This is a genomic window from Mesorhizobium sp. WSM4840 (assembly GCF_055811755.1).
Genome location: NZ_JBVVQD010000006.1, coordinates 196,300 through 212,518 on the forward strand (window position 1 = coordinate 196,300; position 16,219 = coordinate 212,518).

The following is a 16,219-nucleotide window of genomic DNA, read 5'->3' on the forward strand; positions in this document are numbered from 1 at the left end:
TATTTCAAGTGCGTTAACATTTTGTGTTTGCTGCGCAGCATTTTTTTCCTATCCTCGCCTCAGGGCTTTGCGCATTCGATTGCGTGAAGAACTGGCGTGAGGATCCCTAAAATGCAGCAGGCAAAGCGAGTCTTGGTGACGGGGGGCGCAGGTTTTCTGGGATCGTTCTTATGCGAGCGGTTGCTTGCTGAAGGCCACGAGGTTGTATGCGTCGACAATTTCTTCACAGGAAGTCGGAGAAACGTCTCGCATTTGCTCGACAACAGATCCTTTGAGATCATTCGCCACGACGTGACATTTCCGCTCTACATAGAAGTTGATGAAATATACAACCTTGCTTGCCCGGCAAGCCCGGTTCACTATCAGTTCGATCCGGTCCAGACGACAAAGACCAACGTCCATGGGGCGATCAATATGCTGGGGCTCGCCAAGCGGGTTCGCGCAAAGATCCTTCAGGCGTCCACGTCTGAAGTCTACGGCGATCCCGAGATTCACCCGCAGACCGAGGACTATTGGGGCAGGGTAAATCCGATAGGTCCCCGTTCCTGTTACGACGAAGGCAAGCGGTGTGCCGAAACCCTGTTTTTCGACTATTGGCGGCAGCACAGTCTGCGGATCAAGGTAGCGCGCATCTTCAACACTTACGGTCCGAGGATGCGTCCGGACGACGGCCGCGTCATTTCCAACTTCATCATGCAGGCACTGCGAAACAAGCCGATAACTGTGTACGGCACCGGCCAGCAGACACGCTCATTTTGCTACGTCAATGATCTCATCGATGGTCTGGTTCGCCTGATGCACACGGCCGACGATGTTACCGGTCCAATCAATCTCGGCAACCCGGTCGAATTCACGATGCTCGAACTTGCCAATCTCGTGATCGAACTTACCGGAAGCCGATCCAAGATCAGGTTTTTACCTTTGCCCGTCGATGACCCAAGGCAGCGACAGCCTGATATCGGGTGTGCCTTGCGCGATCTCAACTGGAAGCCAAGAATTGCATTGCGCGATGGCCTCGCCACGACCATTGCCTATTTCGAAGACTTGGTCTCATCGGGATATGCTCGGTCCGCTGCAGCCGAATGAAAACAGTCTTGGTCACTGGCGGGGCGGGCTATATCGGCTCACACTGTTGCAAGGCATTCGCCGAATCCGGTTGGTCGGTCATTGCGTACGACAACCTCTCGCGCGGCTGGCGCGACGCGGTCAAATGGGGACCGCTTGTCGAGGGCGATATTTGCGATGTCGCAGCGGTGGCAGCAGCGCTGCACCAGTATCGGCCGGATTTGGTGGCGCATTTCGCCGCTTACGCCTATGTCGGCGAGTCCGTCGAGCGCCCGGAACTCTACTACCGGAATAACAGTTTTGGGACGCTGGTCTTGCTCGAGGAAATGCTGAAGATCGGCGTCGACAAGCTGATCTTGTCGAGCACCTGCGCGTCTTACGGCGTTCCGATTCGTTCTCCGATTGACGAAACGCATCCGCAGTCGCCCATCAATCCCTATGGATGGTCGAAATTCATCGTAGAACGAATGGTGGACAATCTTTCGGATGCCCATGGCCTCAACGCGGTTGTGCTTCGGTATTTCAACGCGGCCGGATGTGATCCCGACGGCGAGGTCGGTGAGCGGCATGAACCGGAAACGCATGTCATTCCGCTCGCTATCGAGGCGGCGGTCAGGTCGGGTCGGATTTTTACCATCAATGGCACCGACTTCGACACAAGGGACGGAACGGCGGTGCGGGACTATGTCCACGTCACCGATCTCGCCCGTGCGCATGTTCTGGCAGGGGAGAAGCTTCTGCGCGATCCCGGAGTCCACGTCTACAATCTCGGCACCGGAACCGGAACGACGGTGAACGAGTTGGTCGATGCGGTGAGCCGGGCTTCGGGAACGCGCCTTCCTGTGGCCTACGGTCCGCGCAGGGCAGGTGACCCGCCTGCGCTTGTAGCCGCGGCCGGCAAGGCGACCCGGGAACTCGGCTGGATGGCTGAGCAATCGGGAATCGACCGGATCGTCGAAACGGCGCTGGCCTGGTATCGCCGCCGGTTGTGACGATCTTTTTTTGCTGAAGAGCCCTACCGCCTGGTCAACAAACAATCGAGAGCGGCGGCCACTGCGGCAAGCGAGAAATTTTCCTCTATGCGTTTTCGCGATGCCTGACCGAGGGCGTTCCCGCAAGCCCGGATTGTCCTTCAGTCTTTGCAGGGCGCGCGCGATTTCAGCGTTGCGGTCGCGCGGTCGACGGATTGAACTACATCGAAGATCTATTCGCCAGGACGTCTCTCCACGCGCCTTCAATCCACCTTAAGCAACTGGGCAGAATGCGACAGTCGCACAATCCCGTGCTCTTTGAGATATGGCCAATATGAGTCATTGACTGTTGCTGCAACAACGTCGAACGTCAGCAAGTTCTCGCTTGCGAGGTCCGGGTCATCCTCTCCCCACGCATAGAGAGCCGCTCCAGCGCTATAAGTGCCAGGCAACAATCCCAACGATCGCACGCTGAATACAACCTTGGCCTGCCCAACGATGTCGAATTGACCAACACCTTCCGCGAGGCTTTCGAGCACAGAGATCAAGTTGCCTTCCTGATCAAAAATCTGGATATGAACCACGCTTCGGTGAAACGATTTCCTCGCGCCCAGCTTCAGCACAAAATCGTAATCGCCGCCAAACTTGAGCTGGCTGCAGCGCTCGTGCGTACCCGGATGCACAATAGCCACCTGCATCCAGAGGTCATCATCGCCAACGCGCTCGGATCCGTTGCTGCTCGGGGCGGTGTTCGACAGGTACGCATCGATGATCGATGATGCCTCGCCAAAATCCTTCAGAAGGCCGCGGTCCAGATAAATCGCTTTTGTGCAATGCTGCCGGACCATGGCCATGTTGTGGCTCACGAACAGCACGGTCCGACCTTCACCCGCGACGTTCTTCATCGTGCCGAGACATTTCCTTTGAAATTCAGCATCGCCGACAGCAAGCACCTCGTCGACGACGAGAATCTCCGGCTCCAGATGAGCAGCGATCGCGAAGGCAAGCCGAACATACATGCCGGACGAATAACGCTTGACCGGCGTCTCGAGAAAGCTGCCGATATCGGCAAATTTGATGATCCGGTCTAGCTTACGCGTGATCTCTGCCTTACTCATGCCGAGGATCGCGCCGTTGAGGTAGATGTTCTCGATCCCGTCGAGATCCGGATGGAATCCGGCCCCTACCTCCAGCAAGCTTCCGATCCGGCCTCGCATCACTGCCTCGCCCTCATCCGGAGCCGTGATCGAGGTCAAAACCTTGAGCAGCGTGGTCTTTCCCGAGCCGTTGCGTCCGATGATACCGCACACGGTGCCAGTCGGAACGGAAAAAGTGATGTTCTTGATGGCGAAGAATTCGTTGAGGGAAGCTTCGGCTTCCCGCGAGCGCAAACGTGCGACAAGTTGTTCGACCTCCTCACGCAATGAGCGCACGCCGATCGCGCCGCGCCGGTAGCGCTTGGAAAGTCCTCGGACCTCAACGGCTGGCAATTCTGTCATCGATCTCAAGCCGTAACATTTGCGGTTCGACTGCCGGGTTGATCCGCGGTCAGCCCGTCCTTCATGACGCGCGCCGTGACAACGATAGGATAGGCGGTATCCCGGACGTCGAGCTTCTGGTCAGAAACTTCTTCCTTGGCGAGTCCCTGAAGAAAACAAACTGCCGCAAAGACGTTGCCGTGGGTTTCGAGCGCCATGTTCGCCGTGCTGAAGGATTTCGCAAGCAACTTCGCCAACGCCGCCTGCGTCAATGACCAGAACCACGTGCTGCCCCACTCGCCGCGATCGACCGGGGTGATGCCAGGAACAGTTAGCAGCAGCACGCCCCCGGGCTTGAGCGCTTCGGCCAGTGCAGCGACCGCAGCCGACATGTCGAAGATCAGATGAAGTGTCTGCGTGAGGATGATGCAGTCGAAGGCGTTTGACGGCAGCACTCCGGGCTGCGACAGGTCGCCTATGATGGTCGCGTTTGGATCATCGGGATCAACATGCAGCACGTCGCTCTTGACGACATGAGCACCGCCAAAATGCATCGTGTAGCTGTTGTCGCCGATTTCCAGCACACGGCCATGTATGTCGGCCGCATTCAATTGTAGGAAATTCTCGATATAATACCGATCTATTGGCTTGCCGCGATCATATCCAAATGAGTGGCTCATCGGCATCGTGCGTGCGAAATCCCCAAACCGCACCGAACCGACGCGCGGAGCCCGCCAATCGGCGCCGGAAGCTCCGAGCAGCCGTCGCACATGCCTGCCGACCTTGCGCTTTATCCTAAATGCCGCCGTTTGCAGCGTGATCGGCGGCGACATCTGCAAAGCCTGCCGCAGCATGCGAATCGCTTTGGCGGGTTCGGCGCGGATCGCGCGCAAGGCCTCTGTAGTCAACTCTCCGGTATAGTAGGTCTTCCAGAACCGCCTACCATCGCGGACTGCAAGACGCACATCGTCGTCAACCGGGCCTGCCAACTGCTTGTCAAGCACCGACAATGCTGCAGCGAGCATCATCGATCGATTCTTCGACATGTTGTCGCCGTGCATGCGATACTCGGCGACGACATCGTCGTGCGTTACGATCGAACCGCGCCGGGCGATTCGCAAGAATAGCTCATAGTCTTCGCAGGACCGCATTGAAACGTCGAACCCGCCCATGGCCGCGAGCCTCTCCCGCCGATAAACCACGGTCGCGTGCATCGCAATGAAGTTTCCCGTCCGCAGTAACTGAAGATAAGGATCTTCAATAAGCGCGACGTGATGCTTGTCTGACTCGATCGCACCGCTTCCATTGATGAAGCGATGAGCTCCGTAAGCGAGAACCGCATCTGGATGCGCAACCAGCATTCGCACGCCCGTCTCAATGGCATTCGGAAGGAGACGATCATCCGCGTCCAGAAAGGTGATGTAATCGGATCTGGAAGCCGCCAGTCCGGTGTTTCGGGCGGCCGCGAGCCCGCAATTGTCCTGCCTGATCAGGCGCACGCCTGGATGACGCTCGACAACCGATGCTGGATTGTCGGTGGATCCGTCGTCGACGACAATAATTTCATCCATCGGCCGGCTTTGACGAAGACAGCTCTGAATGGCTTCCTCAAGAAAGCGAGTATGGTTGTAAGTTGTTATGACGACTGCGATCATGAAACAGCCAAATTCTCCTTAGCTTCGCAGAGAGGCAACGGCTGGTGTTCGTTGCCAGAAATCGAACGCGACCTTAGGCATAACAAACAGAATTTTGGCACAGAAAGGACACTCGTCAGTTTTAGCACGTCGCCCCCAGCGAGGCGATGCGACTTGTCATTCACGTAAAACGGTATTGTTGATATCAGACATCTCAGGCTCGGTCGCGATCCAATCCGCGCCACCGGTCCCGCCCACTACTTCCGTGCTCTCGTCAGCACCCTGAACACCTTCGACAGGATGCGGTGTGGCGTCAGCCGCCGAGCGAACCGGCGTCCGGCTTCGATGGCGAGGTCAAACCTATCGCGAAGTGTCAGGGGCCGACGCTGGGCCGGATAGCGCGCAAATGCGAAGCGGAGCGCTCGCTGCAACTCCGGCGTCATCAATCCCGAGGTCGACGCATGCATCTCAACCCATTCGAGGAAACCAATGCGAGCAGCATGCGGGCGCAGTCGATCGTAGATGCCGGAAGCAGTCGCCTTGGCCGATGTTGAATCGAGGTGCTGCCTGTATCGGCCGGTGGGCGTGGATGTCACGAATACCGGATAGCGCAACAGCAGCTTCACTAGAAGGGTCTGGTCTTCGTAGAGCTCGAACGCCTCATCGAAGCCGCCCACCGCTACCAAAGCTTCGTGGTGAACCATGATCGAGCAGATGCACGGCACATGAGCCCGCTGGCGCACGATGACCTGGTCGAGCAGGTCGGGCGGCATGTGCAGACGGCCCGATTGGTGTGGCATCGAGTCGGTCCAGTTCCTGTGCGGCTCATCGGGGAACCACCACAGGGTCGGTCCGTAAAGGACCTTAGCGCGAGGATGCGCATCAAAGATTGCAAGTTCCGTCTCGAATTTTTCCGGCTCAAATATATCGTCGCCATCCAGGAACGTGAAGAACATGCCCGACGCGGCCGCAATTCCGGCATTGCGCGCCGCGGCGGCGCCGCGACGCTGGCCGTTCGATCGAATGAAACGGATTCGCGGATCGCCGGTTGCTGCAGCCACCGCAATTGCAACGCTCCCGTCGAATGATCCGTCGTCAATGAGAAGCATTTCCCAGTCGGTGAAGGTTTGCGCGCGCACGCTTTCGATCGCAGCCGGAAGAAACCGCTCGACATTGAGGAAAGGCGTGATGACGGAGATCAATGGCATCGGCGTCGTGCCCGTTGTGCAGAATGCGCGGCGGCCGACGAAAGGCGACCTTCACTCTCTACGGGGCCGCAAGGGTTGTCATTTCTCTTCACAGCATGTCCATGGCCGTTCGTTCGACGCGTTGAAATATCACGACGCCGATGAACAGCACGACCGAGGTCATGACAAGCGCTGCAGCGATTTGTGGCGCACCGACTGCCGAAGTGCCGAAGAAGCACCAGCGCCCTTCATCAATTATGACAGCGAGCGGATTCAGAAATCCGGTCAGCGTCCGGTACTGCTCGGGAATAGCCGAAAAAGGAAAGATGATCGGCGTCACGAACAGCCAGATCTGAATCAAGAACGGAGTCATATGAGCTGTATCGCGGTACTTCGCGGTTGACGCTCCTAGACAAAGCCCAACAGCCAACGAGAATGCCGCGATCTGGATGATCACCAGCGGAAAGAACGCGAGGCGCCACGACAACCCGTCCACTTTTCCTGTCAGCTGGTACCAGAGCAAGAAAGCCAATGCGACGCCAAGCTGGATCGCCAGGGCCACACTGTTCGACAGCAGCGACGACACGGGAACGACGAGTCGCGGGAAGTAGATCTTGCTGAAAAGATGACCGTTCGCAATGAAGACCTGGCTCGCGGTGGAGACGACTTGGGAAAAATACGACCACAGCACCAGCGCTGTCAGATAAAAGATTGGCGCGGGATGGCCACCGGTTGAAATGCCCGCGATACCGCTGATGACGGTGGTCAAGGCTGCGGTAAGCGCCAGGGGCTGCAGGATCAGCCAAGCCGGACCAAGCAAGGTCTGCTTGTAGCGGACTTTGATGTCGCGCATCGCGAACAGGAGCAGCAGATCGCGATAGCGCCACAGGTGCCAGAAATCGAGGTCAAACCAGCCGCGTCGAGGCGTGATAATAGTAGTCTGCTGTGCGTTCATCAGAGCAGATGATCCTCAATTTTTCGCAAGAATTCGTCCCCTGACCAGTTGCCGACATACAATCGAGGTAAACGCAGCACGTCTGCCTCGGGCGCAACGCACCCGGCGCGCGTCGTGCATGCGAACTCAAATCCCGCTTCCCTGACGGCAGTTACCGACAGAGCGTCATGGTCTCCGAATGGATATGCAAAAGAGAGGGCGCGTTTTCCGGTCATTTGCTCACAGGCCGAACGGCCGTCGACGATCTCGCGAAGCTGGGTCGCGAAGGAATGGGCCGGAAGCGTGGGATGACTGACAGTATGACCGCCGATCGTGATCAGGTCGTCACTGATGTCACCAACCTCCGCGGGAGTCATAATACAGTGCTCTGGCCTGGCGTCGAGACCAACGCCCGCCCATTTCGCAATGTCTTCGACGTGTGCGTTCTGTCGCTCATACGGCAGCGTTCGGAGCGCCGACCACACCTCCCGGTAGACTTTGTCACGGCCGGCCTTTTCCACCATCTTCGGGATAAGCCATTGATGCCTGCCTCCCTCGATCGTGATGTCGAGTTGGTCAGGCAGTTCAGCGGTCTCAAGACAGATGCGCGTGAGCGCATCCCACCAGAATTCTCTGCCGCTTCCGATTGCTCCCGTCGCAACAAACAGGGTCATCGGGCAGTCGTGACGCTGCAGGATCGGGCGAGCGTTGCTGTAGACGTCGTGATAGCCGTCGTCAAACGTGACAACCGCAAGCGGTTTGCCTGGCTTTCCCCGTGCGATGACATCAAACAGCTCATGCAAATGCACCACCTGCCGGCTCCGCGTCAGCGCTTCGATTTGTTCGTCGAACCTCGCCGGATGGACAGCTAGGCTCCACGGATCGACGGCGATATCTGCAACGCGATGGTACATCAGTATGATGGGAGCACGGCGCAGGCGTCGACGCCGCACCAGCCGACCAAGCTGCAGGAGAACGCGCGGAATCACCATCGGTCTCCCGCCGCAAGAACCGTAAAAACCACGCTCATGTCCGATCGTGGATGCCATCCCGATCGGCAGAAACGCGATACATGTGAGTGTTCAAGCATATAGCTGATGGCAATATGACCACGGGGCCACGGGCACGGATGTGAGCGAAATGAAAGGAAGCATGAAGGCATCCACAAGTTTGGGCGGATTGAAACCAGCATATTAGCACGTGTCGCCGCCGTAAGTGCGAATACCGGGCGAATTCTCAGACATTGAAGTAGCCATAGGGAGAGGCGCGGCTTGATACTATCCCGCTCGAGCATGCTAGTATTTAGGCCGGTGGCGCCCCGTCTTTCTTTCATCCTTCATCAAAAGCAGGCTTTTTTTGATATGCAACCCGCAGTTTCCGTCATCATTCCTGCCTACAATGCGGAAAAGACCATCCGACACACCCTTCAGTCGGCCGCCTCGCAAACTTTCAAACAGCTAGAGATCATAGTGGTCGATGACGGGTCGACCGACCGGACCGCTGAGATCGTCGAGGCATTTGCAACCAGTGATCCGCGTATTTCTCTTCTGAGACAGCAGAACCAAGGGGTTGCTGTCGCCAGAAACCTGGCAATTCATGCGGCGAAGGGTGAATTTATAGCGCCACTTGATGCGGATGATGTGTGGCACCCGACAAAGCTGGAAAAGCAGCACAGCCTCTTTCAGTCGCGGCCGTCTCTCGGCCTTGTCTACGCATGGTATCGGGTCATCGATGATGATGATTGGGTGATCGAATGCTCCCCGCCAACTCTCGCCCGCGGGGACGTCCACAACTGGCTGCTGGTTGAGAATTTTATCGGCAATGCAAGTTCACCACTAATCAGGCGGTCAGTTCTTACGGCAACCGGGGGATACGACCCGTCGCTCAGAGCCGCAGGCGCCCAAGGAGCCGAAGACTTGCAGATGCAGCTCAACATTGCCGCGATCTGCGATTATGATGTCGTTCCCGAGTATCTGATTGGTTACCGGCGATCACTATCTTCTATGTCGACCAGGTATGTCGTCATGCTGACATCGCACCGGATCGTCCTTGAAACAGTCCGCACGCGACATCCCAAGCTAGCGTCTTTCTTGTTTCGTTGGTCCGATGGCGTGGCTTCAGCGTATTATGGCAGCGAAGCCGCCCGCACGTCGCCAGGCGCGGCCATCGCTCCGCTTGTCCACGCAACACGGATCGATCCGGCCGCGCTGTTTCATGTCTTCGCAAAGCCGTCCGCACAAGACCTGTGGCGGCGGCTGTGTCGCCTTGTGCCAAGAATACTTGCCGTTAAACAGCGCATGGTTCCGACCTCACCGCATTCCATCTGTACCTCCGAGCGTTTTTTCGACGCCGATCCGACTTTCATCTGCCAGCCATTTCCTCCGGAGTGGCTTCGAAGGCGAGTCCAGGTGGCCCTCAAGACGCCGACGCCGCGCCAGCTTCGCGAGTCAGGTCCGAGGAGTATTGATCCGTCCGCTCTCGTCGAAGACGGCGCTTAAGGTCTCAGATCACGAGGTGCACCCAGACCCCCGTGGCGGAAGAGCCGCTGCAAGCGCGCGAACAGGAATACGCTCACATTCACCAGATAGTCTCTTCATAAAGGCGCCGAAACTCGGCGTTTTTGTTTCGCATCCGTTTCACTCCAACCTTCATCCAGCGAGGAACCAGCCTGGCCCGGCAGTACATGTCGATCATGTTGGGCAGGCGGGAAATTGCCGTGCGCGGTTCCAGGACGAAGTATCTCCTCAGCAGGTCGCCGGCTGCGAACAGCCGCCCGCCGACCAAGGCTCTGATGGCAAGCCAATGAATCATGTCGACCAGATGCGCATCGAGATCGCTGCCGAACTGCGGATATTTTTCGCGATACTCGGCAAGGACGATTTCACATGAACGAAGCATCTGCATGACATCGCTCGACATGTTGACGTTCGTCATCCGATAGCCCACCAGGTGCTGAGGCACGACACGGAATTCGTAACTTTCCGCTATCCTGAGGCACATGAGAAGGTCCTCGCAGCCTTGTGCATTCCTGGCCCTCAGGGAAGGATCGAATTGTCCCGCCTGCTCGAATGCGGAGCGACGCATCAGCATCGAACTTCCGTTGCCGACAAAATTCATTCTGCACATCCGTTGCAGAACGCGGCCATCGGCATCGGGTCGGTATAGTGAGAATACCCGGCCGTCCTCGTCGATTTGGGCAAACCAGCAATATGCCAGGCCCGCAGAAGAGCCGCCTTCCTGCAGGGCGCGCAGTTGCAGTGCGATCTTGGATGGGGCCCAGAGATCATCCGCGTCGACAAACGCCAGAAACTCTGCATCGGTAGAGGCCGCACCGCTGTTGCGGGCCTGCGCAACACCGGCGTTCGACTGCCTCATTAGGCGTATACGCCGGTCTCTCTCAGCACAGGAGGCCACAATCGAGGCGGACTGGTCCGTCGACCCGTCGTCCACCACGATAATATCCAGCGCCTGATGGTCCTGCTGGCAGATGCTGGTCAAGGTGGCGCGAATGGTTCGCTCGGCATTGAACATCGGCACCACGACGCCGACCCTGGCATTGTCCTGGATCATACGAGCCTTCGTTTTGTCTGCAGGAGTTGGTAAACGGATGGCGCCAGCATTGCAATCAGCACCGCTCTTCAATGATAGGGGCGAATTCGAGGCAAATGAGGTCGGTCATTCAGCCTGGCCTACCGTAGCTGGCGGATTCGGACCGCGACGAAAGCAACGCCAAATCTGAAAAACAGACACAACGATCGGTCGCGTAACGCTGCCTCATTAGCCTTTACTGAACAAGCCGGTCAACCGGCGCCGCGCGACGCGGATTGCGGCCGCCCGCAACGCCGGCTTGGCGCGTGCGCGGGGCCGTGCCGGTCTTCGTTGTTGATGATTGCCAGGCCCTGGGCGACTATCTCAGTGATTGGCAGCGACACTATGCCACTGGGAACGGGTCACCTGGGGAGGCCGCGTCGAGATTGGCGATGCCAGCGATCTGCCGTCGGGACGAGGAAGGGCATCACTCGGCGGGGCGCGAGACGTTTGTAGCCGCAGCCTTGCCTCGTCGTACCGGTCGCTTCCCCGATTGCGGATCGGATGCCTCCGTTGTCGCACGATCCGGTGCCGAGACGTTTCCGACGAGCGACGCGAGTTCAGCCTCGCTGAGCGTCTCGATTTCGAGCAGCTTGCGCGCCGTCTTTTCCAGCAGATCCCGTCGCTCAGTGAGCAGGCCGACGGTTCGCGCGAAAGCTGTGTCGACGATGCTGCGAACTTCCGCGTCGATGGCTTCGGCGGTGGCCGCGCCGTAATCGTGCTCGCGCGGACCGCCGGCGAGTGGGTTGGGGCTCAGGAAGGAGCGCTGGTCCTTTTCCAGCGCCACATGGCCGAGCCTTTCCGACATGCCATAACGCGTAACCATGGCGCGGGCGATATCGGTCACTTTGGCCAGGTCATCGGCGGCCCCCGTCGACAGATGCCCGAACACGATCTGCTCGGCCGCTCTGCCGCCGAGCAGCACCGCCATCTTGTTCTCCAGTTCCTCGCGAGTCATGAGGAATCGGTCCTCGGTCGGCCGCTGGATCGTGTAGCCCAACGCGCCGACGCCGCGTGGGATGATCGATACCTTGTGCACCGGGTCGACGCCGGGCAGCGCCATGGCTACCAGAGCATGGCCCATTTCGTGATAGGCGACGACCTCACGTTCCCTGGGGTTCAACAGCCGGTTGCGCTTCTCGAGCCCCGCCACGATGCGCTCCACCGCATTGTTGAAATCGTCCATCGTGACGACATCTGCCTTCCGGCGCGTGGCAAGCAGGGTCGCCTCGTTGACCAGATTGGCGAGATCGGCGCCGGTAAAGCCCGGCGTCAGCGCGGCAACTTTCTCGGCCTCGACATCCGCTGCCAGCTTCGCCTTCTTCATGTGGACCTGGAGTATCTGGACGCGGCCTTGCTTGTCCGGCCGATCAACCAGCACCTGCCGATCGAAACGGCCGGCGCGAAGAAGTGCCGGGTCGAGGATTTCCGGGCGGTTCGTCGCGGCGAGCAGCACGACGCCGATCTTCGGATCGAAACCGTCGAGCTCGACCAGGAGCTGATTGAGTGTCTGCTCCTTCTCGTCGTGGCCGCCCATCATCGGGCCCGCACCCCTGGCGCGGCCCAGCGCGTCGAGCTCGTCGATGAAAATAATTGCCGGGGCTCTGGCGCATGCCTGCTCGAACAGGTCGCGCACACGGGCGGCGCCGACGCCCACGAACATCTCGACGAATTCAGAGCCTGAGATCGAGAAGAACGGAACTTTTGCCTCGCCTGCAACGGCCTTCGCGAGCAGGGTCTTGCCGGTGCCTGGCGGTCCGACCAGCAGTACGCCCTTGGGCATGCGCCCTCCAAGACGGCCATATTCCTGCGGGCTCTTCAGAAAATCCACGATCTCCTGCAGCTCGGCCTTGGCCTCATCGACGCCCGCCACGTCATCGAACCTCACGCCGGTATTGGCCTCGACGTAGACCCTGGCCTTGCTCCTGCCGATTTGCATCAACCCGCTCATGCCGCCGCCCATGCGTCTCATCAGCAGCATCCACAAGCCGAAGAAGACGAGGATCGGGACGACCCAGGAGAGCAGGTCGCTCAGGAATGTGCTTTCGATCTGGCCAGTGACAGTGACGCCGTGTTCCTGCAGCTGCCGCGCGAGATTCGGCTCGACCCGCGTTGTAATGAATAGAGGCTTCCCGTCCTGCGGCTGCTTGAAGCGGCCCTGGATGAAGCGATCGGAAACCTGCACGTCGGCGATCTTGCCGTCGCGCAGCAGGGTCTCAAACTGGCTGTAGGGAATCTGAGCGACGTGCTGCGTGGCAGTGTAGACATATTGGAAGATCATCAGCCCGACGAAGGCGACGATCCAGTACCAGATATTAAACTGCGTCTTCCTGTTGCCCATGTCCATGGCGTCTCCTCCAGCGTCACGTCGATGCAGGTTGCCGAACTGCCACGGCACACGGTGCCGTGGCCAGCCGGCGAAGCCGGGATGGCTCCCTCGCTCCAGCAATTGGATTTGCCAATGGAGCCGCGACAATCGGCTTCGGAGCGTGCCTTGGGAGAACGTCGGGGAGCGCAAAGTGTTGCAAGGAGTGCTGCGAGGGAGCCTTGGGATTCGCAGTCGCCCGCGACAACTATCCGCCCAATCGGGACCTTCTTGAACGGAAATCGATTGCCGAAGGAGACGTTGCCGGACTCACAATGCCGAGCCTGCTGCAAGCCAGGCATCGCGCTTGGTGATCCGCCCTCAAGAGGCGGCTGCTTCTGGCAGGCCCTCCAAGCAAAGCCATCTATGCTTTCTGTGAGGCCAATGGAGCATTATCGGGGGTGGGAATTCCGGGTCCTCCAGGCAGCCGACCGATACCGACAGCGCATCCTTCAGCCCTTCTGCCCGCATGAAGACGACCGACCCGCATGTGGTGCAGAATGTCTGCTCCAGCCATTGTCCCGACGAGCCGGTTCTGCGCCAGGACCTGGTCTCGCCTTTCTGGCCGACGAGGGCGGAACCGGCGTAGATGGCCCGGTATGAGAACGCCGTTCCGGTGCAGCGCTGGCACTCCATGCAACTGCACGCATAGACGCGTCGCGGCTCTCCGGCGAGGACAAGTTCCACGCCCCGGCATGAGCAGGTCGCGGTTCGTTTCGTCTTGCCGCTATGCATTCGCTGGCTCCCGGCTCTGGCGCGACGAGCCATTTCGAAACAGCGGCGCGAGAGACGCAAAATCATCTTCCATGCGCCCGAGCGAACGCGCCTGGCGAAAAATCATGTCCATGGCGCGCGGCATCGCCGCGTCGAGGCCTCGCTCCTCGCATGCTTCAAGCAGGTGCTGGAAGGCGCTGTAGTGGGCGCCCAATGACGCCAGCGTCGCGTCGTCGCCGGCAAAACGGCGTGCATTCGTTCTATCCACCAGGTCGAACAGAGCGGCATCGACAACAGGCTTGAATCCGGAAAGATGGTTCCTGAACGTCGCTAGGTCGAGACCTTCGGCCTCGGCGACAGCCATGCCCTGGAGTGCTCCGAAGAGCCCGCCCCACATCTGCGTGAGCAGAGCGGTATCAAGCGCAGAGGCTTGACCCGGCAGTTCCCCGACATGGCTCGTGCCGCCGCCGAGTGCGAACAGCAGGGGCTTGTGCTTCTCATAAACGTCGCGGGAACCCGAATAAAGCAGTGCGGTCTCGGGTTTGCCGATAAAATCCGGAGTGGCCATGATCGCCCCGTCGAGATAGCCGGCACCATGTGCCTCCACCCAGCGCGCTTCTTCCCGTGCCAGACGCGGTGAGCCGGAGGTGAGTTGTACGACGGCTTTGCTGGCCAATGCCGAAGCGATGCCCTCCCGCTTCAGCAAAGCGTCGCTGGCGGCATAGTCGAGAACATTGATGATCACGACGTCGGCCGCTCGGATTCCATCCTCCACCGAGGGGGCGACCTTCGCACCAAGGGCCGCCAATGAGTCGCACTTTGCCACGGTTCGATTCCAGACCCATGTTGGATAGCCGCGGTCGAGCAGCGTTCGAGCAATGGACGAGCCCATTCGGCCCGCGCCGAGCACGCAGACATTCGATGCCATAGTAACTTCTCCGATAGACTGATGGCCCTCTCGACGAGGGTCCGTTTTGTGTTTGGCGCGCTCGATCCGAAGATATAAATTCTTGCTGCGTTGAGAAGTACGCACCTTGAGGTAAGCTATCGCCATCATGACAGGAGCTGCCAAATGAGGCGCAAGGAACCAGACAGCTGCGGTTTTGCTGCCGCGCTGCAGGCCATCGGCGGAAAGTGGAAAACCTCGCTGCTATGGGAACTGCACCTGCGGCCATACCGCTTTGCCGAACTGCGCCGCTTGTTGCCTGGCGTCAGCGAAAAGGTGCTCACGCAACAATTGCGGCAGATGGAAGCCGACGGGCTGATCAGCCGGCGCGCCTATGACGAGGTGCCGCCTCGCGTGGAATACTCGATCACGCCGCTCGGCTTTAGCCTGAACGATGCGGTGACAGTCATGTCGGCGTGGGGCAAGCACCACGAGACATGGAAATCGCACCGTAAAGCGGCCTGACGCGGGCAGGCCTATGGGGGCTTTGGCCGACCGCCGCACGACATTCCTAGTCAATGCGCGGTCGCTGCTTGCCACGGCGGGCCAGAAGATTGGCAACGACGAGCAGTATGATCGACAGTGCCATCATCAGCGTCGCGGCAGCGGTGATTGCCGGGCTCAGCTTCTCGCGCAGGCCGATGAACATTTCGAGCGGCATGGTGCGCTGATTGGCGCTGGCCAGGAACTGCACCACGACGACCTCGTCGAACGAGGTGACGAACGCAAAGGCCGCCCCTGACAGCACGCCGGGCAGGATCAGCGGCAGCATCACCCTGAAGAACGATGTGATGGGCTTTGCTCCGGAGATGGCGGCGGCGCGCATCAGATTACGGTCGAAGCCGGTGAGGCTCGCTCCCACCGTGACGACGACGAAGGGACTGGCGAGCGCGGTGTGCGCCAGGATGATGCCGGCATAGGTGCTGGCAAGGCCGACGCGTGCATAGAACAGATATGAGCCGACGGCGGTGATCACCACCGGCACGATCAGTGGCGACAGCAGCAGCGGCATGACGATGCGGCGGCCGGGAAACTTTTCGTCGGAAAGCGCAATAGCCGTCAATGTGCCGAGTATCGTTGCGATCAGCGTCGTCCCGAACGCAACGATCAGGCTGTTGCCGATTGCTGCTTGCCAGCGCTGGGTTCCAAGCACGACCTCGTACCAGCGCGTCGAAATTCCCTCCAGCGGAAAGATGAAGAAGGCGCCGCTGTTGAACGACAAGGGAACGGGAATGAGGATCGGCACGAGGAGGAACAGGATCACCATGCCGCACCACAGCCAGAGCAGGGTGATGCGGATTCTTTCGCCTGTCGTCGGGTAGGGAGACAGCAACATG

Annotated in this window: 14 protein-coding genes; 4 read left to right on the plus strand and 10 right to left on the minus strand. The window is 59.2% G+C overall.

Going from position 1 to position 16,219, the window contains the following annotated elements:
* Nucleotides 1–111: 111 nt before the first annotated feature.
* Both AC0L3I_RS11335 and galE read left to right on the plus strand, forming a co-directional pair.
* A complete protein-coding gene (locus AC0L3I_RS11335) occupies nucleotides 112–1,086 on the plus strand; it encodes a UDP-glucuronic acid decarboxylase family protein (protein WP_473487518.1) in 975 nt (324 codons plus the stop codon).
* Nucleotides 1,083–2,057, plus strand: a complete 975-nt coding sequence (galE, locus tag AC0L3I_RS11340; protein WP_473526945.1) for a UDP-glucose 4-epimerase GalE — start codon at nucleotides 1,083–1,085, stop codon at nucleotides 2,055–2,057. The genes AC0L3I_RS11335 and galE overlap by 4 nt, the downstream gene beginning before the upstream one ends.
* A gap of 242 nt (nucleotides 2,058–2,299) precedes the next feature.
* On the opposite strand, the gene AC0L3I_RS11345 is transcribed toward galE, so the two are convergent.
* The 5 genes from AC0L3I_RS11345 to AC0L3I_RS11365 form a co-directional block, all read right to left on the minus strand.
* Nucleotides 2,300–3,535 carry an ABC transporter ATP-binding protein gene (locus AC0L3I_RS11345; protein ID WP_473526946.1) on the minus strand — a complete coding sequence of 412 codons (1,236 nt, stop codon included), beginning with the start codon at nucleotides 3,533–3,535 and terminating at the stop codon, nucleotides 2,300–2,302.
* A 5-nt stretch (nucleotides 3,536–3,540) separates the two neighbouring features.
* Nucleotides 3,541–5,169 carry a glycosyltransferase family 2 protein gene (locus AC0L3I_RS11350; protein ID WP_473526947.1) on the minus strand — a complete coding sequence of 543 codons (1,629 nt, stop codon included), beginning with the start codon at nucleotides 5,167–5,169 and terminating at the stop codon, nucleotides 3,541–3,543.
* Nucleotides 5,170–5,405: 236 nt separating this feature from the next.
* Nucleotides 5,406–6,356 (minus strand): glycosyltransferase family 2 protein, encoded by a 951-nt coding sequence (locus tag AC0L3I_RS11355; protein WP_473487522.1) that lies wholly within the window; start codon nucleotides 6,354–6,356, stop codon nucleotides 5,406–5,408.
* 88 nt (nucleotides 6,357–6,444) lie between these two features.
* A complete protein-coding gene (locus tag AC0L3I_RS11360) occupies nucleotides 6,445–7,290 on the minus strand; it encodes an ABC transporter permease (protein WP_473487523.1) in 846 nt (281 codons plus the stop codon).
* Nucleotides 7,290–8,261 (minus strand): polysaccharide deacetylase family protein, encoded by a 972-nt coding sequence (locus AC0L3I_RS11365; RefSeq protein WP_473487524.1) that lies wholly within the window; start codon nucleotides 8,259–8,261, stop codon nucleotides 7,290–7,292. Before AC0L3I_RS11365 ends, AC0L3I_RS11360 begins: the two co-directional genes overlap by 1 nt.
* A 279-nt stretch (nucleotides 8,262–8,540) precedes the next feature.
* Between AC0L3I_RS11365 and AC0L3I_RS11370 the strand changes: the two genes are divergently transcribed.
* Nucleotides 8,541–9,767 carry a glycosyltransferase family 2 protein gene (locus AC0L3I_RS11370; RefSeq protein ID WP_473487525.1) on the plus strand — a complete coding sequence of 409 codons (1,227 nt, stop codon included), beginning with the start codon at nucleotides 8,541–8,543 and terminating at the stop codon, nucleotides 9,765–9,767.
* 79 nt (nucleotides 9,768–9,846) lie between these two features.
* Here the strand turns inward: AC0L3I_RS11370 and AC0L3I_RS11375 are convergent, their stop codons facing one another.
* The 4 genes from AC0L3I_RS11375 to AC0L3I_RS11390 all read right to left on the minus strand — a co-directional run bounded on the left by AC0L3I_RS11375 (nucleotide 9,847) and on the right by AC0L3I_RS11390 (nucleotide 14,993).
* Nucleotides 9,847–10,839, minus strand: a complete 993-nt coding sequence (locus AC0L3I_RS11375) for a glycosyltransferase family 2 protein (RefSeq protein ID WP_473487526.1) — start codon at nucleotides 10,837–10,839, stop codon at nucleotides 9,847–9,849.
* Between the two features lie 445 nt (nucleotides 10,840–11,284).
* Nucleotides 11,285–13,204, minus strand: a complete 1,920-nt coding sequence (gene ftsH / locus AC0L3I_RS11380) for an ATP-dependent zinc metalloprotease FtsH (RefSeq protein ID WP_473526948.1) — start codon at nucleotides 13,202–13,204, stop codon at nucleotides 11,285–11,287.
* 339 nt (nucleotides 13,205–13,543) lie between these two features.
* Nucleotides 13,544–14,023: a GFA family protein gene (locus AC0L3I_RS11385; RefSeq protein ID WP_473487528.1), complete on the minus strand. Its 480-nt coding sequence runs from the start codon at nucleotides 14,021–14,023 to the stop codon at nucleotides 13,544–13,546.
* Nucleotides 13,950–14,993, minus strand: coding sequence for an NAD(P)-dependent oxidoreductase (locus AC0L3I_RS11390; RefSeq protein ID WP_473487529.1), 1,044 nt, complete (start codon nucleotides 14,991–14,993; stop codon nucleotides 13,950–13,952). Before AC0L3I_RS11390 ends, AC0L3I_RS11385 begins: the two co-directional genes overlap by 74 nt.
* Nucleotides 14,994–15,008: 15 nt before the next feature.
* On the opposite strand from AC0L3I_RS11390, the gene AC0L3I_RS11395 reads away from it, so the two are divergent.
* Entirely contained in the window at nucleotides 15,009–15,347 is a 339-nt protein-coding gene (locus tag AC0L3I_RS11395; protein WP_258123107.1) for a winged helix-turn-helix transcriptional regulator, read from the plus strand.
* 46 nt (nucleotides 15,348–15,393) lie between these two features.
* Here the strand turns inward: AC0L3I_RS11395 and AC0L3I_RS11400 are convergent, their stop codons facing one another.
* The gene (locus AC0L3I_RS11400) at nucleotides 15,394–16,218 is read right to left on the minus strand and encodes an ABC transporter permease (protein ID WP_473487530.1); all 825 of its coding nucleotides are present in this window, start codon (nucleotides 16,216–16,218) and stop codon (nucleotides 15,394–15,396) included.
* Between the last annotated feature and the right edge of the window lies 1 nt (nucleotide 16,219).